We start from the raw sequence: 23,510 nt of genomic DNA, 5'->3' as shown, positions 1-23,510 counted from the left end.
AAAAACGTGGATAAAGAGCTGTCTGGAAAGATACTTTCCAGACAAGCTCTTTATTCTACTACATATTGCTCATATTTGTGATAATCTGCTGCCTTCAATTCAAGTTGTAGCAATGTTCCTTGCTCCTCATATTCTGTGCTAAAAATGGATGCATGCTCATTTAAATAAGAAACAACTGAACCTGCCTCATACGGAACGAGCATTTTACATGTCACATAGTCCGCAAAAATATGCTGGCGAATCATTGTTAAAAGCTCATCTAAGCCAACACCTTCTTTAGCGGCAATCCACAAATTATCTCCGCTCATAAGTGGGTACTCGACACTCGCTAAATCTGACTTATTATAAACATAAATTGTCGGAATATCCTCTACACCGACCGCTTTTAATGTAGCGTTTGTGACATCCATCATAAAGCGATATTCCTCATTTGAAACGTCCACAACATGCAATAGCAAATCTGCTTCACGAGCCTCTTCTAGCGTTGAACGGAATGCTTTTACTAAATGGTGAGGTAGCTTACTAACAAAGCCAACTGTATCTGTTAATAAAAATGCTTTGCGATCCTCTAGCTCAATGTGACGAACAGAAGTGTCTAACGTGGCAAACAGCATATCCTTTTCAAATACTTGCTTCTCCTCTTGCTGCCCTACTTTTGCTAAGAGCTGATTCATAATCGTAGATTTTCCAGCATTCGTATAGCCGACAATCGAGACAATAGGCACTGCATTTTTTCGTCGTTGCTTGCGCTGTGTATCACGCTGTGCCTTTACATGCTCTAAATCTCGACGCAATTTCGCAATTTGATCCTCGATTTTTCGACGGTCAAGCTCTAGCTTTGTTTCCCCTGCACCACGGTTTTTAAAGCCGCCGCCTGTACCACCACCTTGACGTGATAAAGAAGCATGCAAGCCAACTAAGCGCGGTAGCATATATTGTAATTGCGCTAGCTCTACTTGCATTTGAGCTTCTTTTGTCTTTGCACGACGGCTAAAAATATCAAGGATAAGCATTGTGCGATCAATTACTTTACATTCTAAATCGCGCTCCAAGTTGCGAATTTGTGAGGGTGTCAGCTCATCATTAAAAATAATAATATTCGCATCTGCTTCCTCATAAAATGCTTTAATTTCTTCAATCTTCCCTGTGCCTACATAATGAGACGGGGTCACGCGCTCTAAATTTTGCGTCACGCTCCCGATTACTTCTACATCGAGTGCCTCTGCTAAATTCGCCAGTTCCTCCATTGAGTAATCAAAATGCTCATCATTTTTTAAATTCACACCAACTAATACGCCACGCTCTTGTATGCTTTCAATTTCTTTCATTAATTATCGTCCTCCTAGTTGTCATAATCCTAACATAACAAAGGGATGCACGGCTATTATGTTATACAAAAAGAAAAAGTGGCTGTTTGAAAAGATTTTCTCTTTTCAAACAGCCGTTACCTACTATTTACATCATTAACACAATTTTTTATTTTCTTTCTTCTTTCATCAGGCGCAATGTTTCATCAAACTCCGCCTCGATTTGAGGGTTCTTCTTATATGTTGCAAGAGATACGACTACCGCAACGATTAAAGCACCGAAGAAACCTGGTACAATTTCATAAAGCGCCTCTGATAATGCAGGGATTCTTCCCCATACAAATGCTATTACAGCACCTGTCACCATCCCCGCTAATGCGCCGATATTCGTTAGCTTGCGCCAATAAAGTGATAATAAAATAACAGGTCCAAACGCCGCACCGAAGCCTGCCCATGCGAACGACACTAATTTTAAAATTGAGTTTTCTGGGTTCCACGCTAGCACAACAGCGATAATTGAAACAACTAATACCGCTAAGCGTCCCATAAATACATAGTGCTTATCCGTTGCTGATTTATTAAATAAAGCTTTGTAAATATCCTCTACAAGCGCTGAAGATGTTACAATCAGCTGCGAAGAAATTGTACTCATTACCGCTGCTAAAATTGCTGCAAGCATAATTCCTGCAATAAATGGATGGAATAATAATTGCCCCATTACGATAAATATCGTCTCTGCATCCTTTAACTCACCTAAAGTTGCTGCATTTTGCTGATAGTAAGCCACACCTACTAAAGCAGTACCAATCGCACCCGCTAAGCTTAAAATCATCCAACCAATACCGATTCGACGTGCTTCCTTCGTTTCTTTTACCGAATTAATCGCCATAAAACGAACAATAATATGCGGCTGCCCGAAATAGCCGAAGCCCCATGCAAGTGAAGATATGACACCTGCTGCTGTAGCTGTTGAAGCAAATAAACTTAAGTTTTCAGGGTTAACGGATTTAATGGCATCAATCGTTTCACCGATACCACCTGTGTAAAACACGCCTACCAATGGCACTGAAACTAACGCTAAAAACATAATTAAGCCTTGTAAAAAATCTGTATAGCTTACAGCTAAAAATCCACCAAATAGTGTGTAACCTACTGTTACTGCAACAACAACCAGTAATCCAACATGATAATCATAGCCGAAAGAGCTATCGAAAAACTTTCCACCTGCTACCATACCTGATGATACATAAAACGTGAAAAATACTAAAATAATAATACCAGATGCGATACGAATTAATTTTGTATTGTCTCGAAGACGGTTATCCAAATAACTTGGAATCGTAATCGAGTCATTTGATACTTGTGTGTAAACACGTAAGCGAGGTGCTACAATCAACCAGTTTAAATAAGCACCAACCGTTAAACCAATGGCAATCCATGCCTCCACTAAACCTGACAGATAAATCGCTCCTGGTAGCCCCATTAGTAGCCAGCCTGACATATCAGCTGCCCCTGCACTTAATGCTGTTACAGCAGGACCTAGCCCACGTCCGCCAAGCATATAATCGTTTAAGTTAGAAGTTCTCTTATACGCATACCAGCCGATTACGACCATCGCCACCATGTAAATAATAATTGCTAATAATTGAAATCCGTGATCTGACATACTGTTTCCCTCCTTAAAAAAATTCACTTTTCGTATAGAGGCTATCTATCGAAAAGTCTTATAATAAACATATAATTTATTTCATTGTAAAACAAGCCGTAATTCAACCAATTGTCCTCTGTTTATTTGTTATACCCATTATCTTTAGCTTTCACACAAATATTTATGTTAAACTAATGTCAATTTTATAATAAAGAAGGTATATTACTATGGAATTCCAACAGATGAAAGAACAGTTTTTAGCACTGTTAAATGAGAAAGCATTAATCGCTGCAACCATTAGTCAGCCCCGTTTAAAATCTAATGAAATAAAACGAGTGAAGCTCAAACCTGTCGAGCTAAAAGGCATTTACACAATTCAAGTTGAATATCAATACGAGCGCATTTTGAAGCATGAAAACGTTCCTTTAGAGGCATTTGCAGAGCATTTTGATTTACTGCTTGAGCAATTCCGCCAAATTCATGCTCAATTTACTGAGCAAACGATTCACATTCAACTGTCCAAGAAGAATAAAGTGTTATGGAAGTCTGAAAAAGTACGGACTAATAAAAAAGTGGATTTAGCACATAATCGTAAAAAGCAATATTTATTAGATGATACCATCATCCACCCTTTTCTCGTTCGCCTCGGTGTTCAAGCTGAAAATGGCACAATCAAAAAGCAAAAGTACGATAAATTTAAGCAAATCAACCGCTTTGTAGAATTTATTGATGATGCCTTAGATTACTTACCAAAGAACCGTCAAATTCGCATTTTAGACTTTGGCTCTGGCAAGTCTTATTTAACCTTTGCCCTTTACCATTATTTAAAAATTATTAAGAAATTAGATATTCACGTAACAGGACTGGATTTAAAAAAGGAAGTTATTGAGGAATGTAATGAAATCGCACAAGATTTAGGTTATGAAGATTTACAATTTTTAGTTGGTGACATTCAAGATTTTAATGATGAAACGACTGTCGATATGGTCGTAACATTACATGCCTGCGATGTAGCAACAGATATGGCACTTGCACGCGCTGTTAAATGGGGAGCAAGCGTTATTTTAAGCGTCCCTTGCTGCCAGCATGAGCTAAATCGCCAATTGCAATCACCTGCATTAGAAATTATGACACAGCATGGCTTAATTCGTGAACGCTTTGCCGCATTGGCAACTGACTCCATTCGAGCTCAATTGCTATCGCTCGTAGGCTACGAGGCACAGCTACTTGAATTTATCGATATGGAAAACACACCAAAAAATATTTTAATTCGTGCATACTACACAGGCAAAAAACCCGCCGCTGAAGAACGAGCACAATATGATAGCTTTATTCAATTTTTAAATGCTAAACCATTTTTGCAAAAGGAACTAGAAAATCTTTTGTAAAAAAGAAGCGATAGGGGAAATCGGAATTTATCTACCTTTCCTTCCATTTCATTGAATTTACATTATCTTTACAATCCAAAATATGCAATTGTATATACTATATCAACATTGCATACAATATAGCCGAAAATCTTATTATTTCAAAAGTCGCAGCATATTATCCCTATATTTTTATGTATATATATACAATATGAACAAAATAAATATTACAGCAATGTAAAAGTTGTTAATGCTAACATAAAAATATATTGATTTCGTTAAGCTTTTGTTATTATTTTATTAAAAGAGAAAATTTTCATATATGCTTAGGAGGCATTCCATGTTTAGTTCAAGAAAATCAGATCCATTTTTCACAGCCCTTCATAAAATTGCAGAAAATATGAGAGAAGCTGTGCATTACGCTAACGACTACCGCATCGAAACAGTAGCAGATTTAAAAGAAATCAGCATTCGTATGAAGGAATATGAAACGGCTGGCGATAAATTAATTCATGAATTAATCGTTATGTTAAATAAATCGTTTATGACACCAATCGAGCGTGAAGATATTTTAGCATTAGCCATCCGTATGGACGATATTTTAGATGGTACAGAAGGTTGTATCGCCCACTTTGAAATGTTCTCATTAAATGAAATCGATGATTCAATGCGCAACTTCTTAGGCTATATCGTAAAAAGTGCCGATGAGCTTGTAAAGGCAATGGAGCTTTTGAATAAAAAAGATTTAGTTGGCATGCGCCAACACGCCATTTTAGTAAAGGATTATGAGCGTCAATGTGATGAAGTATTGCGCTCATCGATTAAAAAATTATTCTTAAATGAAAAAGACCCAATTCGTTTAATCAAGTTCAAAGATATTTACGAGCAATTAGAAGAAATTGCTGACTACTGTCAAAACGTAGCGAATACAATTGAAACAATCATTATGCGCAACGCATAAAAGTAGGAGAAATAACTAATGGAAACAATATTAATCCTTACAATTTTAGTCGTTATTTTTGCGCTAGCATTCGACTTTATTAACGGCTTCCATGATACAGCAAACGCCATTGCAACTTCCGTATCTACACGTGCATTACCACCACGTACAGCAGTATTAATGGCAGCCATTATGAACTTTGTTGGGGCGATTACATTCGTCGGTGTAGCTAAAGCAATTGCTAAAGATATCGTTGACCCATTCTCGTTATCAACACCTGAAACACCAATGATTGGCTCTGTCGTGATTTTAGCAGCATTATGTGCAGCTATTACATGGAATTTATTAACTTGGTACTACGGTATTCCATCAAGCTCATCACATACATTAATCGGCTCAATCGCAGGTGCAGCAATTGCCGCTGCTGGTTTTAATATTTTAAATTACTCTGGCTTCATTAAAATTATTCAGGCACTTGTTTTCTCACCATTTATTGCATTAGCAGTTGGTTTCTTAATGATGTCATTGTTTAAAGTAGTCTTTAAAAACATGAACCTTTATAAAACAAATAAAGGCTTCCGTACAATGCAAATCGGTACGGCAGCATTACAAGCATTCACACATGGTACGAACGACGCGCAAAAAGCAATGGGTATCATTACGATGGCTTTAATCGCTGGCGGTCTGCAAACACATGATGAAGTACAAGGCTGGGTACGTTTAGCCTGTGCTGTCGCAATGGGGCTAGGTACATCTATTGGTGGTTATAAAATCATCAAAACTGTTGGTGGTAAAATCATGAAAATCCGCCCAATTAACGGAGCGGCAGCTGATTTATCATCTGCAACAGTGATTTTTGGTGCAACACTATTGCATTTACCAGTTTCAACAACGCATGTTATTTCCTCTGCGATTATGGGGGTAGGTACTGCACAGCGTGTAAAAGACGTAAAATGGGGAACAGCCCGTAAAATCGTCGTTACATGGATTATTACAATGCCTATTTCAGCAATCATGGCAGCAGGCTTCTATTTCTTATTAAATATTTTCTTTTAAACATTGGGGGTTGCCGAAAAACGGCAACTCCTATTTTTTTAGAGGAGCTTTATTCTACGTTTTTGGGGGTTTATTCTATGTTTTCAAATTTTTATTATACATTCTACTTAATTGCCTCAATATCTCTTTCTTTATACATAGAAACCTTGTAAACTCTTTACTAAGGAAAGGGGCTTCAATCATGCAGAAATTTTCTATTTTTGTTACAAAACATGCTAAAGCAATTGTGCGCATTTGGATTATCTTTTTTCTTATTATGGGTTATTTCGCACTACAATTACCAAGCAAATTACAAGGTGATGGCTTTTTTGTGAAAGATGACCATAGTCGAACGATGCAGGAATTAAGTGAGACATTTGATTTACCAGCGAAAACAATCTTTGTTCTATTTGAAAATAAAACAGATGATGAAATTACAATAGCGCTTAATAAACTTGAGCAAGTTGAGGCTATTCAGGAAATTGTCTCCCCTATCGGCATTGAGCAATTGCAAAATGGCAATTTCTCTTATGCCATGCTGCATTTCGGCAATGATGTAACCGACTATTTCCCTATAGTCGATGAGATTCGCGAAATTTTATCTTATGACAATGATATTTCTATTACAGGTGAGCCAGCCATTTCAAAGGATATTAATGTGGCAAGCCAGAAAGACTTAATGCAGGCTGAGGCAATTGGCTTACCTATTGCATTAATCGTCCTTTTACTAGCATTTGGTACAGTTGTTGCATCGCTCTTGCCTGTTATTATCGGTGCAGCAACAGTTATCGTATCATTTGGAGTATTAACTTTATTTAGTGGCACATTCAATTTATCCATTTTCATTTTAAATATTGTACCGATGCTTGGGCTCGCTTTGAGCATTGATTTTGCCTTGCTATTTATTAATCGTTATCGCGAGGAGCGTCAAACAAAAAGTATCGAACAGGCTGTGCAAATTGCGATTCAAACAGCTGGTCGCTCTATCATTTTCTCAGCGTTATGTGTCATGATTGGGCTTGGAGCGATGGTCGTAATTAAAGTAGAGATCTTCCAAAACATCGCATTAGGTGGCTCAATCGTTGTCTTTTTAGCAATTATTTCAGGGTTAACATTGCTGCCAGCGACAATTATGCTGTTAGGCGACCGCTTAAATAAATGGCGCATATTACGCGTGTCACAAAAAGCGACGAAATGGCAAGCATTTGCTGCCTTTGTTATGCGCAGACCATTAATGATTATTGTAGTAGCATTGATTTTACTAGGGGCTGCGATGATTCCAGTGAAGGACATGGACTTAACTATCCCCTCAAAGGAATCGTTGCCTACCTCTTATGAATCACGGGCAACATTTGATAAAATGGAAAAAGCTTTTGATTTCGGTGCAGATGCGGTTGTTTATTTGTTGGCAGAACGCTCTAAAGGCTGGGATGATGAGGATGGCTTAACAAAAATGCTCGATATTCAACAAGCGCTTGAGCAAAACGCACTCGTGAAAAAGGTTGATTCACTCTTTACGACAGCGCAAATTGATTCTGTTGAGATATGGCAAGCTGCTAGCAGTAACCCGCAGCTACAAGCAGTGCAATCGCATTTTATGCAGGAAGATAAAATGTATATGGCTGTTCATTTAAATACAAGCGGCTCATCGACTGAAGCTCAAGATTTTGTACGTGAATGGAAAGACAAAGATTTAGATGTCTCCTTTACATTAGCAGGTGCACCGAAATTTAATCAAGAAATTTTCGATGAAATTGCCAATAAAATTGGACTTGCTTTAATGATTATTATGATTACGACATTTATTATTTTAATGATTGCCTTCCGCTCCATTTTAATTCCTGTGAAGGCGATTATTATGAATATTATTGGGCTTGCTTCAACATTCGGGCTTATCGTTTATATATTCCAATATGGGCATTTTGGTATTGAAGCAGGAACCGTTGTCTTGATCATGCCTGTTATCGTCTTTTGCTTAGTATTTGGACTTAGCATGGACTATGAAGTGTTTTTAATTTCCCGCATTCAAGAGGAATATTTAAAAGGCGCGGATAATACAAAGGCTACAGTCGATGGACTTGTTTCAACAAGCAAAATTATTACATCTGCTGCCTTAATTATGATCGTTATTACTGGGGCATTTGCTTTTACAGATGTAATGCCTGTTAAACAAATTGGGGTTGGCATTGCAATTGCGATTGCAATTGATGCAACGGTTATTCGCTTAATGCTTGTGCCAAGTTTAATGAAGCTGTTCGGCGACTGGAACTGGTGGCTGCCGTTTATGAAAAAGGATAAATGACTCACTCCCAAGAAAAAGCGCATGAAATCAATTTGAATTCATGCGCTTTCCTTTATTTAAAAATCCCTGTGTACCAAGCTTTTGAAGCTTGTACTTCTGGCATCGCTAATTGGTGACCTTGGTTGAACCATGCAGTTTCTACCTTTGCACCATGCGCCTGTAGCATTTGCTCTAGCTGCTCTGATTCTTGCGGTGGACACATGAAGTCATTCGTTCCAGCACCAATCCATACGTCTACATTTGCCAAATTGGGAATTTTGGCATCGCGATTCGGTACCATTGGGTGATGTAAAATTGCGGCACGTAATGCATTTTCATGATGGAACAATAGGCTACCAGCAATATTCGCTCCGTTAGAATAGCCAATTGCAATGACTTGGTTACGGTCAAACTGATAATCCACTGATGCTTGCTGCACAAAATCATCTAATTCCTTTGTACGGAAAAGTAAATCCTCCATATCAAATATGCCCTCTGCAACTCGACGGAAAAAGCGTGGCATACCGTTTTCTAACACATTGCCACGAACGCTTAAAATATTCGCATCGGCATCAATTTCCTTCGCTAACCCAATTAAATCTCGCTCTGTGCCACCTGTACCGTGTAGCAATAATAGTGTACGCCCATTTGTGCCATGCTCAAAAATATGCTGCATGTTCTCCACCCTCTCATTATCTCGAATTCAAGACAATTATAATCGGTGCTTGCTCAGGTGTCAATAAACTTGATTCATGTAGCTCTACTGTCTCGCCCTCTGGCGTTTTTGGCTCATAATATTTAAAAAATAATAACATCGCGATAACGATTAATAGCGATACACCAACAACAATGCTAACGATGGTTAATGCAAATTTCTTTCCATCCATTTCTGGTCTCTCCTTATTTCGAAGGTCTAAATCCTTCTTCTCGTAAATATTCTATAGCTGCCTCTCGCGTGCCAAAGGCTTCCTCTAAATTATCTTGATGGTAAATTGCCCACGAGCGATTTTCATAAATTAGCTCTAGCATAGCCCCTTCACGTGAGCGCCAAATTTCTATAATTGGCTCTTCCTCCACATCTTCGGATAAATAGCTAATAGCTGCTGCAATAATGGCACGCAATGCTGATTCATCATAATCGCGAATATTGACGAGACCTTTGTCATTTGCCTCTGCCTCATATTGCAATAAATCGCCAACGAAGACGAAGCCATTGCCATTAGGATGTAATTTTTCCACAACAATCGTTTTTTCATATAGACTATTTTCGTAGTGATAATTTAAGCGTTTTAATGAAACTTCCTTTTTCGTTAATTCGGGGAATGTTTCAATAATCGCCTGTTTTTGTTCAAATGTTAGCATAAAATGCTCCTTTATAATGTTTTCGTCGCTGCTTCTTTAATTTTTTTGCGCTCTTCGTAAATATTTTTAACAATCGCTTTAATGACCGCATATGTTGGAATTGCAATTAAAATTCCGATAAATCCTGCAATATTTCCTGCAGCCAAAACAATTGTAATAACCGTTAATGGATGAATATCCAGCGATTTCCCCATAATGTTTGGTGTAATAAAATTACTTTCAATTTGCTGGGCTGCAAGCGTAATTACCGCTACCCAAATCACTAAAATTGGGTCTTGAATAAGCGCTACAATCAATGCTGGAATCAATGATACCCATGGACCAATAAATGGTATCATATTCATAAAGAATGCCAATATCGATAATAATAACGCATATTCTAAATCAATAATTAAATAACCGATAAACATCATCAACGCAAGTAAAAAGCTAATCAATACTTGTCCCTGTACATAGCTGCTTAGTGCATCATCGATATCCTTTAATGTTTTCTTAATCCATGAGCGGCGCTCCCCTGTAAATAAGCCATAAATGCGTGGAGCAAATTTTTCGTGATCCTTCAACATAAAGATAAAGAAGAATGGCACTAAAATTAATGTAAATGTGGCAGATACTGCACCACTAACAAAGGTTACAATCATTTTGCTACCTGTTACGGCTATTTCTTGAACAGAGTTTGAAACAGAATCAATAAACTTATCCACTTGCGGTGGCAAATGGTCTTGATGATCCTTTATGAACTCTGTTGCTTCCTGCATTTTCTCACCAATGTAAGGGGCATTATCGACTAATTTATTAACCTCTTTCGCAATCGGATTACCTATTGAGAATAAAAAGCCTGTAAGCGCACTTGCTAGCAGGACAATAATAATAATGATACTTCCCCACCTCGGGACTTTACGCTTTTCGAGAAAACGCTGTATCGGCTCCGTAACATAGTAAAGTACCCCACCTAATAATAATGGGATGAATACCGTTTTCAAAATAATGACAAACGGCTTAAAGATGGTGCGAATTTCCATGAAGTACTTCACAATTAATAGCGATAATAGCATGCCAATCGCTACTTGAAACCATAATTTCTTTATCATATTTCCACCTCGATCATCATCTATCTACTAGCAATAATCGCATATAGGCTTAAAAAATACAATCTTTGAAGGCGAAAAAGGATTGCTAATGCATAAGATTATGCCCTAGCAATCCTTTTGATTATAATTGTGTATCGTCAATTGAGTTTAAGTAGTCTTGAATTGTGCCGATTACCGATTCCACACAGCCACTTTCAAATGGCGAGATTAAGCCTGCTTCACGTACTAAATTTGTAAATGATTGCGAGCCACCTAAGCCACATAAATGTACATAATCCTTCCACGCACTGGCAAAGTCCTCACGTGAACGTTTCCAGAATTGGAATGCACAAATTTGCGCTAATGTGTAATCGATATAATAGAATGGGCTTGCATAAATATGCCCTTGACGTTGCCAGAAGCCACCAGCCTCTAAATAGGCATTGCCGTCAAAATCACGATGTGGTAAGTATTTCGCTTCGATTTCCTTCCAAGCAGCTTTACGCTCAGCAGGTGTCATCTCTGGGTTTGCATAAACGACATGCTGGAATTCATCTACTGCAACACCATATGGTAAAAATAATAATGAGCTGCTTAGATGAGAGAATTTATATTTATCTGTTTGCTCTTTAAAGAATAGCTCCATCCATGGCCATGTAAAGAATTCCATACTCATTGAATGAATTTCTGCTGATTCATATGTTGGCCATAGATACTCTGGAATACCGATATTGCGGCTAGAGTATACTTGGAATGCATGACCAGCCTCATGTGTTAATACATCGATATCGCCTGATGTACCATTGAAGTTCGAGAAAATAAATGGTGAATTGTAGTCATCGATAAACGTACAATAGCCGCCACTTTCTTTTCCAGTTTTCGCTACTAAATCCATTAGCTCATGGTCAATCATAAAGTTGAAGAACTCGCCTGTTTCCTTTGACAGCTCCTCATACATTTTCTTACCATTTTCAATAATCCATTCAGGAGTACCTTGTGGCTTTGCATTACCTGTTAAGAAATTCAAGCCCTCATCATAATATTTAAAGTCTTCAACGCCAATACGCTTCGCTTGACGTTTATAAAGCTCTGTTGCGACCGGCACGATAAAGTCGCGCACTTGGTTACGGAACTTTTCCACCATCTCGGCATTGTAATCAATGCGATTCATATTCACATAGCCTAATTCTACATAATTTTTAAAGCCTAGCTTTGTCGCAATTTCATGACGTAGCTTTACTAGTTTATCGTAAATTTCATCGAATTTTTCACCGTTCTGTGCATAGAAATTAACACTTGCCTCACGTGCCTCTTTACGAACATTGCGATCTAATGATTCACCGTATGGTCCTAACTGTGCCAAGGTTAATGTTTTACCATCAAATTCAATTTGTGCAGATGCTACAAGCTTACTATATTCTGAAACTAGCTTATTTTGCTGTTGCATTAGTCCAATCACTTCTGGTGAAAAGCCTTTAATTTGATTTTCAGCTAATGCAAAAAGCTGTGTTCCCCATTTTTCTTCAAGCTGTGCACGGAAGGGTGATTTCACAAGCTCTTGATAATATTCAAATACGATTTCTTCCGCCTGTGGTGTTGCCTCATCTAAATAATCACGCTCTGCTTGATAAAAAGTATCGTTCGTATCAATTGATGCGCGAATATAAACTAAATTCGCTTGCGTTGAGAAATTATTGCGATGTTCATTAATTTTTTCAATAACTGCGCTTTGTTCCTCCACGCTTTGTGCATTTTTGAACTCCTCAATCAACGCACGTACAGCCACTTTCATTTCATCTAAATTTGGACGCTTATACTCGTAATCTTTAAATGTTACTCCCATGATGTCCCCACCTTCAAATTGTGTTTGAATCAATGACGCCTTAACTAAAGCTATGTTCTTAAATCAAGAACATTCAATTCGCTTTTAATTATTTACTACTATTCGCTATTTTGCAACTATTCCGAAGAATAATATCTTGAATTGTCGTCAATTGTCAGAATTGTTTGTGTGCCAGGCACTTATAATCGCCTCTTGTAATCTCGTAATTTCATTCGTCAACTCATTTGCGGAATTTGTAACAACCTCCACTGCATGTTGCTGCTCTTCTACCGATGCAGTGACTTCCTTCGTTACAGTTGCGTTTTTCTCACTAATATTGGCGATGCTCTCCATCGACACTAACATTTCATTTTTCGAGGCATTCAATTGATTGACGCTCTTCGATATATCATAAATAATCGCTGTAATGTGCTCGACTGATTTTTCAATTGCTTCAAATGAGCCTTGCGTTGTCATCACAGACTGTCGTTGCTTTTGGACAATTACTGCTGCTTTTTCCATTTCATTTGTTACTCGGCTTGTTTCTTCTTCAATTCCACGTAGCGTACCTCTTACTTCTCCTGTTGCTTGCTGTGTTTGATCAGCTAATTTGCGCACTTCCTCTGCTACAACCGCAAAACCTTTTCCATGCTCCCCGGCTCTCGCCGCTTCAATTGAGGCATTCAATGCTAATAAATTTGTTTGGTCAGAAATTTCATTAATTGTACTAACGATTCCTTCAATTTCATCTAACTTTTGCATTAAATTATGAAATACTTTTTGCATTTGTATCATTAACTCATTTGATTCCTCAGAGCTTTGCTGTAGTTGTTCTAAATTCGCTACCCCTCGCTCATTGGAACTACGCATCTCACCAGATGCTGTTAGCATCGTTTCGTTTTTCGCATGTAATACTTCAATTTGAGTAGCAAACTCAGTTGTCGAACGACTTGCTTGCTCAGTGTCTATTGCCTGTTGTGCAGCACCTGTTGTAACCTCTCCTACTGACTGAACAATCGTTTCTCCTAATGCCGTCGTTTCTTCTGCAACCGCAGATAAATTGCTAGAGGTCGTTTGAATTTCGGAGATTGAATGCTCCACATTTGAAATAAGCTCCTTTAATTGAATAACCATATTATTAAAGCCCTCGTTCAAAGTCCCAACCTCATCCTGTCGATTAAGCTGGTCAATCGTTACCATCAAATTTCCTTTTGCTACTTGACTCACTCGTCTCGACAAGCGTACTAATGGAATGGCTAAATAGCGAGAGAAGATCACTGCTACAATACCACCTGCTATAGCTGAAATAATAAGAGTTACTATAATAACTTTAACTAAGTCGTTAACCGGTTCATTGAAATCTTGCATATATGTGCCTGAGGCTACAATCCAATCCCAATGCGGGTCTAACTTTGAATAAATCAATTTTGGTGCGACAACCGTTTGTCCTGGCAGCTCAAAATCATAATGGGTAAATCCCCCACCTGCTAATGCTTTATCTTTTACTTCCCTAATAAAATAATTTCCTGAGCTATCCTTACTTTCCCATAAGCTTTCCCCTTCGCGTGTAGGGTGCCCCAGCAATGTTCCGTCATGGCCTAAAATATAAATGTAGCCGTTTTCTCCTAGGTTTGCTGGATATGTAAGTAAACGCTTTCCTTCTGCATCCATTGCACCAATCAGCTGTGTTTTCACACGTTCCTTCGCTTCCTCAAGCGTTAATACCCCTTGTTCCACTTCGTAATTGGTCGATTCAATTAATTGCAAAGCTGTTTCTACGCTATTTTTAATAACCGTTTCTCCTAGCTCGTCCATTCCTTGCTTTGCCGTCATATAACTGATAACACTAATAATAAGACTTGGTATAAAAAAAATTAAAAATGAGAAGACAAGCAACTTACCTTGTATAGATTTTAAAAAACGTGTCATTTTCACCATCTCCTATATTTCTATTCCAATAACATATAACTAATATTATTACATAAATAGGGACTGCGAGGAAGAAAACCTAATAATTATTACAAAATGCTCTCGTAAGTAAAAAACAACTAGCACATACCATCTAAGTGGTAGGCGCTAGTTAATTTTAAATCTATTCTCTAAAGCTTCAGTTTTTTGTTAAATCGCTCTCGTATTTCTTCATCTATTCTATGTTCAATATTGATAATAGTTCCAGGATAGCTTGTAATTAGCTGATTCAAACGGTCCGCACTCTCCCCGTCCAACCCTGAAAGTGCCTCATCTACAACAAGAATCTCCTTATTAGATAGCATTGCACGTGCTACCTCTAATCGCTTCAACTCCCCGCCAGATAGCTGGTGAGCATCACTACCTAGTTGGATTTGTAAACCTTCTTCATTCGCTAGGCGATTCAAACCTACTTGGTGCAAAACCTCATACAATTTTTCATCAGCTATTTCTTGGCCAATTATTAAATTGTATTTTAATGTATTACGGAAAACAAACGGCTGTTGCTCAACAACTGCAAATGCTTCTGTTAAATTTCCTTGTAAGTTGCTACTATATTGAATTTCCCCTGACAATACATCCTGCTCATTCATCATCGTTTTTAACAATGTTGATTTACCAGATCCCGAAGCCCCTTCTATTAAAATACGATCACCTTGTTCGACTTGAAGATTAATACTTTCTAAAATTGGCTTGTTCTCTTTAAATCCAATATTCACATTTTCCAAAGATATTAAATAATCATTGTTTTTAGTAAACACTGGCTCTGTTGGTTGTGTATGACTTGGTTCTTCATTTAGCACTTTTCTAAGTAAAGGTTCCGAAGCTGTCATCGCATTATAAATATTCGCCAAGGAAATAAGTGGTGTTACTACTCGATCAGCAGCCATATAAATGGTGATGAGCATACCAGCAGATATTTCCCCATTGATAACGGACCATGCACCATATGATAATGACCCCATTGCCGAGACGACATATAGTGCACCAACATAGAATGCAGATGTGGACCTTTTAAAGTTCATAGAAAAGTATTTATTTTGTTCTGTTGTTACTCCCACTAGCAATTGTTTAAATATGAAATTTTGAGCACCATAACGTTTCACTAAATTCCTTGCATTCAAGCCATCTTCAAGTTGCCCTATATACTGTTGATTTGCTTCCTGCCAATTCTCTGTTCCTTTTTGAAGCCAACGTGATGTCAGCTTAGGAATAAAGGTAGGCAGGGTTCCAAGTAACACAAAGATAATGCCAACTTTCCAGTTGATAAACAATAAAAATACTAACGTAATACCACCTTGTAATATACTATAGACAAAATTCATTGTGTTATTGATAAAATCTTGTTCAATCTGCTTTATATCCGAAGTAATAGTCGATATGTACTGGCTAGCTGGAACTTTGCTATTGCCAGCATCATATGACTTTTTAAACATTTTATCTTTTAGATCAATATTTATCTTGCTTCTCACTTTACCAAAGAAATAGGCATTCGATAATTGGGCTGCTATAATTAGCAGCCACAATATAAACCATATAAACAGTAATAAGGGTATTTGACTATATTCTTGATTGGTCATCACATCTGTAAATTTACCTAAAAAATATGGAAGAACAATCCCATCTAAAGAGAGTACGATTAACATGAGAAAGCTGATAAATGTGAGTTTCCACTTTCCTTGAAATAAGTTGATAACCAATTTAATCATTTCTTTCCTCCTCGTAAATATTTGCCTCCATAGCGAGTACTAATTTTATAAAACGTACTCCTTGTTATTTACGAGATTTTCTTGTTTACATGGAAGTATCGGTAATGAGCTGAAACTTAAATTATCCCATGTCAATTTATCTGCTACATATTCTTTGTATAATTTGAAGACTTTAAGAATGCCTAAGCCCCCATTTCCAAAATCATCTGCATAAAATGATTGCTTATCTCCTAAAAACCCTATTGCGCCATTATTACTTTGAAAATGTGTTGCTACATAGTTTATTTTGTGAGTAAGCATATCCTCTAATTCTTCTTTAAAGTCCTGAGGGATATTAGGAAGTAATAAAATTCCCATAATAACTAGTGCTAATCCAGTAGTTCCATATGTCACTCCATAATTGTAGAAGAATGGTGATTTTAAAGATAAAACTAATTCCTTTAAAAAAGCCCAATCTGGCTCTCCTGTATTGTGATAATAGTGAAGTAAAACTAAAATTGATCCTGCACTACCTGAAAAAAGATACGGAGATCTAATATTTGGCCACTCCTGAACACTATACGACAAGCCTGAGAAAATTGAGTCATCTTTAACTGTCTGTAAATCTTCCCCAATATTTTTGTATGCAATATCCCAATTATCAATATTTTCCTCTGCAAATATTAACGAAAATGCTAAACCTGTGTTGCCATACTCTAATCCTTGATATTTACTAATCGGCCACGTTGTACTTCCTAAGTGTTGTTTGACTATAGTAATCCATTTACTTAGATCTGGATAATTGCCAGATTGATTAATTAGCTTTAGGCTCACATAAATGCCAGATAAGCCATTAGCAAAATCTAAATTCACAAAATTGTATTTACTTAAAGCTTTTATCAAATTAAAAAAGAAATGATTATTTTCCATAGGCACTCCAGCCTGTGAGAGATACAGTGTAAACCCAGCTTTACCAAAAACTAAACCATCATTTAGTCTACTTATATTTTCGTTTTTTAAAGCATACTCTTGTAGTATATGGGCTACGTCTAGCAACTGCTGATCATCAATGATGTTGAAATCCCGCAAGCATAAAGAAACACCTGGCAATCCATATACTAAAGATAATCTATTGTGATGATAGTCAGAAGTAGCAAACTTAAATATGTTGTTTGGATTATCTGCAAATAAATTAGAGTAATATCTTAATAAAATTTTTTCAATATTGCCAATACGTGCAATAAGATCTTTTGGCTGTAAGCTATTTTCATTTAAAGGGGATGTTTCTTCATCAGTGAATAAAAGTTCTTTAAATTCTGCACTAACATCACTAGTTAAATTCCCTTTTAATACATGATTCATTAACATCATGCCAGCATTAAATAAACCTCGTGTGCCTATAGGAAGTTTGTACAAGATTGCACTATATTCTTTTTCGTAATACTTTTCATCAAAGGAATAACCTTTATTTCTCCCTATTACAGAGTATAAAATGAGCTGTGAAAACATGTATAAATCTTTAGCCTCACTTTTAATACCCTTTGGCATTCTATACATAAATCTATCTGTGCCCATACCATACCATTTGTTATCTTGAATATTAGAAATTCCTTCTGCATCAATTAAAGCAACTTTATTTTCAGCTGTTATAAAAAAATTGTCATCAGAAATGTCATTGAAAACAAGATCATTTGAATGTAACTGTAATATGAAATCAAAAATCTGATTAAAAATATCCTTAAGGGATTTTATGAAATCCGCCTTTTCCTCTTCCGATTTTTCAGGTTTTAAAATGGGACTTTCAGTAATAAATTCTTTTAGAGATTTACCTTCAAGTTTCTCCATTATGATAAATACAGAATCTTCATCGTAAAAATAATCTATCGCTTTAGGAAATAACATATTATATTTATCGCTATTTTCGTTGAAGAATTGAAATTCGTTCATTCGAGCTTTTTGAGCTCTATACAAAGGCTCTTCCATAGAAGGAATTCCTCCCAATCGCCCTTCCTTTATAATAACCGCTTCATTATTTACATCATTATATCCTTCATAAACATTTCCAGTAGCACAGTGTCTCAATATTTTATTGACTGAAAAAGTGTTATTAGTTAGGTGTCCTTTTACTGGAACTTCTTGAATAATTTCATCGCTCCATGTGCTATTCTCAAAAGGATCTTCAATGCCTGAAGGAAGAGTGAAATACCCTTTTCTAACATCTTCCTTTAGTTCCGCAAACCCATTCATTATATTATAGTTTCTCTCATTTTCATTAGAAATTTCATATTTAGGAAAAGCAGCTCCGTATCTATAATAAATAAAGCTACTATTTTTATATCTTTGATCTGAAGGAACCTGCACCCCAGTTTCACAGCTAATTTCTGAATATATTCTCTCAATTATTTCTATAAATTCTGCTTTATCCGAAGGGTAAATAGTTATGTATTTACCGAATTGGCTAATGCTTGTGTTTTTACTTGATAAAAATGTGAATGCCCTCATATCCGCAACATATTTAAAAGAAATTCTTTTATTTTGAAGAATTTTAGTTACTTGGCTTAATACTAAAGGGTATTGATCCAATGTGGGAGAAAGATGTATTTTCCACCCCTGAAGATGCTGTGCATTATCAAATATAGTATATCTAAAAGGAAACGCATCACTAATGGTCATATGTTTCTCATTTTTTAAATTAGCTTTGAAATAGAAGTTATTTATATCTACTTTTAGGTATTTTGTTTCGAATTCATGCATAAATTCTTTCATAAGAACTTACCTCCTCGTCTTAAAAAGTAAATAAATGAACGATTTTTATTAAAAATAATAAAAATCGTTCATTTATGGATGTAACAAAGTGATTAACACATGAATATTTAACTGATTACGATAGTGTGACAGCCACCGCTTGTGCAGCTATTGCTAACACCTGAGTTAGCTGCAACTTTTTGTTTAGTATCTGAAACTTCTAAACGCTCTAATTGTTCACGTAACTTCATATGATTCACCTCCTACCTGAATATATTTCCATTATATATCATAAAACCTATAAATTCAAACATTTCTGTAATTTTTGAATAAATAGATAATTATGGGTTTAAGCATATATAAAATGGTATATATTTTGCAAATAGGCAAATTCCCTTCACTTTTTACGATATCTTTTCTAAAGCATATACTTAAATCATTTTAGTTTTGGTTTTCAGAGAAAAAAATTATTTTCTAAATGGTAAATTAACAAAACCGCCCCCTCTGCGATATACAATCACAGAGGGGACGGTTTATTTATTTAAAAACTTAAATCTAGTATTATAAAGTAACTATGTTTCAAAATACACTAGCCTATTTCCAGCCATCCTAATTATAATTTAAATTTCTCAATCTCATTTACAACATCTTTTGAAGTAGTATCAAGCTTTTCTACTACTTCATTTAATTTTTCTACCATATCAACTTGAACATCGATTGATTTTGCGACTTCCTGTGTTTGCGCTGTCGTATTGTTAACGAGCTGGCTCATGTCTTCAGCAGACGCTAATATTTCCTCAGAGCTTGCTGACATTTGCTCAATCACTGCCGAGTTTTCTTGAATATTATTATTTACTCGCAAAACAGCCTGTAAAATATTTTCTAAGTTTTCACCGATTGCAGTTACAGCTAAACTTCCTTCTTTAACATCCTGTGTGCTAACAGCCATTTCGCTTAATGCGCGCTCTGCAATTTCTAAGAAGCTTTGTAAATGACTGTGAATATCATCCGCCGATGTGCGTGACATTTCTGCTAGCTTGCGCACCTCATCCGCTACTACAGCAAAGCCTTTACCAGCTTCACCTGCTCTTGCTGCTTCAATTGCAGCATTTAATGCTAATAAATTTGTTTGATCTGCGATGCTTGTAATGACATTAATCATTTCTTCAATCGAATGGAACCGTTCACCCATCTCACGCACTTGCTCGGATGTGCGAATAACCGATGTTTCCACACTTTGAATTTGCTGAACCACTTGCTTTGAGTTCGACGTGCTTTTCTCAACTAACTCTGTCATATCATTCGAGGATTCGGCAATATCGCTTGTTGAATCAGCTAATCTTTGAATGCCAATTGTCATTTCGCTCATTGCTTGCATAACTTCATCATTGCTAACTTGCTGCTTACCACTACCCTCTGCAATTTGCGTGACACTTGCAGCGATGGCATTATTCGAATTATTTACATGGTGTGCCGTCGAATTAATATCTTCAACTGCCTGCTCCAAGCTGTTTACCTTTACATGAATCGTGTCAAATGTCTTTGTAAGCTGTTTTAATGCATTTGTAAAATCCTTTGCAAATAAAGAAATTTCATTGCCATTTGCCATATCGATGTTAGAAACCACATGATTAGCCTCTTTAATATTGCCCTCAGCTAAGTATGTTGCGGACTCCTTCAATGATTTTAAAGGACGGAGTGATTTATTAATATAATAGTAAAGAATCACTAGACCTAAAATAGCAATAACGCTAAATATAATAACTATAGTAGGAATAACTTCCTTTGCAATTAAACCGCTAATGACGTCAACATAGCCAGCATCCATATCGATTCCTAAATAAAAGACAACCTCACCATTTGCATCCTTTACGGGAATTGTTCCTGAAATAAATTGTCCATATTCACTTTCAATTATATTTGTATAGTAATAATCATCCTTTAGTGCTTGTACAAGGTCAGCATTTGATGTCGCGCTAGATTCATCACCAATAGTGGCTGCATTTTCATGATCATCCGCTGGCATGCCATCAACTAAAAAAACAGCCTTTCCTTCTTTACCGTTTGTAGGTGGAGCAAATGTATAAGCATACAACACACCATTTTTTTCACGTAAATCATTTAATTGCTCGCGTAATTCCCAATATAATGTACTCTCTTCTGGTGCATTTACTAACTGCTTATAGCCCTCAATATCTAAATACTCAGCTATATTTTGAGCTACCGTTACACTATGCTCTCCTAAAGTGGCTTTCACAGATTTTTCTGTGCTATAAATTGTCATAAAAACATTCATTGCTATTAGGACAATAAAAACGGCAATAGTAATTGCTACAATGCGGCTTGCTAATCTATCCTTGCGTCGCATAAATAATCTCCCTTCCTTTTCTTAAACGTTACTAAATATTGTGACTTACTTCGACAAAATTCACAATAGTCAAATTTTTTTAGCTAAATATTTCACAATATTGTCATATAAAAAAGACACTGTGAAATTTTTAATTCACAATGTCTTATATATTGCTATTTATTCTCCTAAATCTGCATTATGGTAAACACGTTGTACATCCTCTAAGTCTTCTAACGCATCAATCATTTTTTCGAATTTTGCTAAATCATCATCTGTTAAAGCAACTTCTGTCATTGGTAGCATTGATAATTCGGCTACTGCGAATTCTTCAATGCCTGCTTCTTTGAATACTTCCTGTGTTGCATGGAATTGGTCTGGCTCTGCATAAATAATGATTGTACCATCTTCATCGATAATGTCACGTGCATCTAAATCCGCTTCCATTAAAATTTCTAGCACTTCATCCTCTGTTTTGCCTTCAATGCCGAATACTGCTGTGCTTTGGAACATATGTGCAGCTGAACCACTTACGCCCATGTTTCCTCCGTTTTTACCAAATGCAGCACGCACTTCTGAAGCAGTACGGTTAACGTTATTTGTTAAAGCATCAACGATGACCATTGTGCCACCTACACCAAAGCCCTCGTAGCGTAGCTCGTCAAATTGCTCATCGCCGCCACCTTTTGCTTTGTCGATTGCTTTTTCAATAATATGCTTCGGTACAGAGTATGTTTTTGCGCGCTCTAAAACTGTTTTTAATGCGCGATTTGATTCTGGATTTGGCTCCCCAGATTTTGCAGCTACATAAATCTCACGACCAAACTTTGCATAAACTCGGCTATTTGCTGCATCTTTCCCTGCTTTTTTGTCCTTAATGTTATTCCATTTACGCCCCATTAGGATTCACTCTCTTTCATTTATATAAAAATTGTAGTAATGAAATTTTAACCTATTAATTATACATAAAAAGTCAGGAAATGAAAATGGTAATTACAAGTCCTTTGCATTAAACGTATCGCTACCTTGCAATGTGCCATTTTGGTAGCCTTTCTTAAACCAGCGCATGCGTTGCTCACTCGTACCATGTGTGAAGCTTTCTGGCACAACATAGCCGCGCGCCTCCATTTGCAATGTATCATCACCAATCGCATTGGCAGCAGTCAATGCTTCTTCAAAATCGCCTTCCTCTAAATAACCTTGATTTTTCACATGATGTGCCCACACACCAGCTAAATAATCTGCCTGCAATTCAAGGCGCTTCACTTGCTCATTATATTCTACATCTGTCACTTTTCCATTTAATGCATGCACCTTTTGCGAAGTGCCTAATAATGTTTGGACATGATGCCCAACCTCGTGTGCCACAACGTATGCCATCGCAAAATCGCCAGGTGCTTTAAAGCGATTTTTCAATTCACCGTAAAAACTTAAATCAATATATAGCTTATGGTCTGCTGGACAATAAAATGGTCCAACCGCCGCGCTTTGCATCCCGCAACCTGAGCTAACACTTTCCGTAAACAGCACAAGCGTTGGATTTGTATAGGTCATATCATTTTCTTCAAAAACTTTCGCCCATACATCCTCTGTATCTGCTAACACGACTGATACAAATTCCGCTAACTCCTCCTCTTCAGGTGTCGGTGTATATTCCTCAGCTACTTGTCCATTTTGTGTAATGCTTTTCGTCACTGTATTTAACACATCGCCCGCATCGCCACCACTTAGCAATGTATAAATAATAACAATAATAATCCCGATACCGCCTAAGCCACCCCCAACTTTTCCGGCACTCATGCCACGGCGGTCTTCCACATTGCTACTTTTACGTCTTCCCTTCACATCCATACAATGTCCCTCCGATTAATCTTTTTCTATATTCGTACCCGTTTTACAAGTGTGCTACTCCTTTTATCGTGCAAATTAT

18 protein-coding genes are annotated in these 23,510 nt (G+C 36.8%); 4 read left to right on the top strand and 14 right to left on the bottom strand.

From position 1 onward, the window contains the following. Positions 1-50: 50 nt before the first annotated feature. On the bottom strand, positions 51-1,328 hold the full coding sequence (hflX, locus tag R6U77_RS07255) for a GTPase HflX (protein ID WP_319837975.1): 1,278 nt from the start codon (positions 1,326-1,328) through the stop codon (positions 51-53). Between the two features lie 148 nt (positions 1,329-1,476). Continuing rightward, entirely contained in the window at positions 1,477-2,973 is a 1,497-nt protein-coding gene (putP, locus tag R6U77_RS07250; protein WP_319837974.1) for a sodium/proline symporter PutP, read from the bottom strand. Positions 2,974-3,182: 209 nt separating this feature from the next. On the opposite strand from putP, the gene R6U77_RS07245 reads away from it, so the two are divergent. The 4 genes from R6U77_RS07245 (at position 3,183) to R6U77_RS07230 (ending at position 8,599) form a co-directional block, all read left to right on the top strand. After that, a complete protein-coding gene (locus R6U77_RS07245; protein WP_319837973.1) occupies positions 3,183-4,343 on the top strand; it encodes a class I SAM-dependent methyltransferase in 1,161 nt (386 codons plus the stop codon). Positions 4,344-4,662: 319 nt separating this feature from the next. Beyond that, positions 4,663-5,283 (top strand): DUF47 domain-containing protein, encoded by a 621-nt coding sequence (locus tag R6U77_RS07240; protein WP_293921640.1) that lies wholly within the window; start codon positions 4,663-4,665, stop codon positions 5,281-5,283. Between the two features lie 18 nt (positions 5,284-5,301). Next, positions 5,302-6,318 carry an inorganic phosphate transporter gene (locus tag R6U77_RS07235; protein ID WP_319837972.1) on the top strand — a complete coding sequence of 339 codons (1,017 nt, stop codon included), beginning with the start codon at positions 5,302-5,304 and terminating at the stop codon, positions 6,316-6,318. Between the two features lie 181 nt (positions 6,319-6,499). Continuing rightward, positions 6,500-8,599: an MMPL family transporter gene (locus R6U77_RS07230; RefSeq protein WP_319837971.1), complete on the top strand. Its 2,100-nt coding sequence runs from the start codon at positions 6,500-6,502 to the stop codon at positions 8,597-8,599. A 52-nt stretch (positions 8,600-8,651) separates the two neighbouring features. Here R6U77_RS07230 and R6U77_RS07225 read toward each other — a convergent pair whose 3' ends face one another. The 12 genes from R6U77_RS07225 to ypfJ all read right to left on the bottom strand — a co-directional run bounded on the left by R6U77_RS07225 (position 8,652) and on the right by ypfJ (position 23,431). Then, on the bottom strand, positions 8,652-9,254 hold the full coding sequence (locus tag R6U77_RS07225; protein WP_319837970.1) for an alpha/beta hydrolase: 603 nt from the start codon (positions 9,252-9,254) through the stop codon (positions 8,652-8,654). A gap of 16 nt (positions 9,255-9,270) precedes the next feature. Further along, positions 9,271-9,465, bottom strand: a complete 195-nt coding sequence (locus R6U77_RS07220; RefSeq protein WP_319837969.1) for a hypothetical protein — start codon at positions 9,463-9,465, stop codon at positions 9,271-9,273. Positions 9,466-9,478: 13 nt separating this feature from the next. After that, complete coding sequence (locus R6U77_RS07215; RefSeq protein ID WP_293921646.1) at positions 9,479-9,940, bottom strand: hypothetical protein; 462 nt, start codon at positions 9,938-9,940, stop codon at positions 9,479-9,481. 11 nt (positions 9,941-9,951) lie between these two features. Continuing rightward, the gene (locus R6U77_RS07210) at positions 9,952-11,031 is read right to left on the bottom strand and encodes an AI-2E family transporter (RefSeq protein WP_319837968.1); all 1,080 of its coding nucleotides are present in this window, start codon (positions 11,029-11,031) and stop codon (positions 9,952-9,954) included. Between the two features lie 121 nt (positions 11,032-11,152). Then, a complete protein-coding gene (locus R6U77_RS07205; protein ID WP_319837967.1) occupies positions 11,153-12,853 on the bottom strand; it encodes a M3 family oligoendopeptidase in 1,701 nt (566 codons plus the stop codon). A 147-nt stretch (positions 12,854-13,000) separates the two neighbouring features. Next, positions 13,001-14,761: a methyl-accepting chemotaxis protein gene (locus tag R6U77_RS07200; protein ID WP_319837966.1), complete on the bottom strand. Its 1,761-nt coding sequence runs from the start codon at positions 14,759-14,761 to the stop codon at positions 13,001-13,003. A 170-nt stretch (positions 14,762-14,931) separates the two neighbouring features. Next, positions 14,932-16,509: an ABC transporter ATP-binding protein gene (locus R6U77_RS07195; protein ID WP_319837965.1), complete on the bottom strand. Its 1,578-nt coding sequence runs from the start codon at positions 16,507-16,509 to the stop codon at positions 14,932-14,934. A gap of 45 nt (positions 16,510-16,554) precedes the next feature. Continuing rightward, entirely contained in the window at positions 16,555-19,254 is a 2,700-nt protein-coding gene (locus tag R6U77_RS07190) for a class III lanthionine synthetase LanKC N-terminal domain-containing protein (protein ID WP_319837964.1), read from the bottom strand. Positions 19,255-19,361: 107 nt separating this feature from the next. Beyond that, the gene (locus tag R6U77_RS07185) at positions 19,362-19,484 is read right to left on the bottom strand and encodes a hypothetical protein (RefSeq protein ID WP_293921658.1); all 123 of its coding nucleotides are present in this window, start codon (positions 19,482-19,484) and stop codon (positions 19,362-19,364) included. A 362-nt stretch (positions 19,485-19,846) separates the two neighbouring features. Beyond that, on the bottom strand, positions 19,847-21,601 hold the full coding sequence (locus tag R6U77_RS07180; protein ID WP_319837963.1) for a methyl-accepting chemotaxis protein: 1,755 nt from the start codon (positions 21,599-21,601) through the stop codon (positions 19,847-19,849). A gap of 159 nt (positions 21,602-21,760) precedes the next feature. Beyond that, positions 21,761-22,480 (bottom strand): YebC/PmpR family DNA-binding transcriptional regulator, encoded by a 720-nt coding sequence (locus R6U77_RS07175; RefSeq protein ID WP_319837962.1) that lies wholly within the window; start codon positions 22,478-22,480, stop codon positions 21,761-21,763. 93 nt (positions 22,481-22,573) lie between these two features. After that, a complete protein-coding gene (gene ypfJ, locus R6U77_RS07170) occupies positions 22,574-23,431 on the bottom strand; it encodes a KPN_02809 family neutral zinc metallopeptidase (RefSeq protein WP_319837961.1) in 858 nt (285 codons plus the stop codon). Between the last annotated feature and the right edge of the window lie 79 nt (positions 23,432-23,510).

The sequence above is a fragment of the Lysinibacillus louembei genome, from assembly GCF_033880585.1.
GTDB lineage: Bacteria > Bacillota > Bacilli > Bacillales_A > Planococcaceae > Metasolibacillus > Metasolibacillus louembei.
The sequence above is the reverse complement of the archived record's forward strand: the minus strand, read 5'-3'. Positions and strand labels throughout refer to the sequence as shown.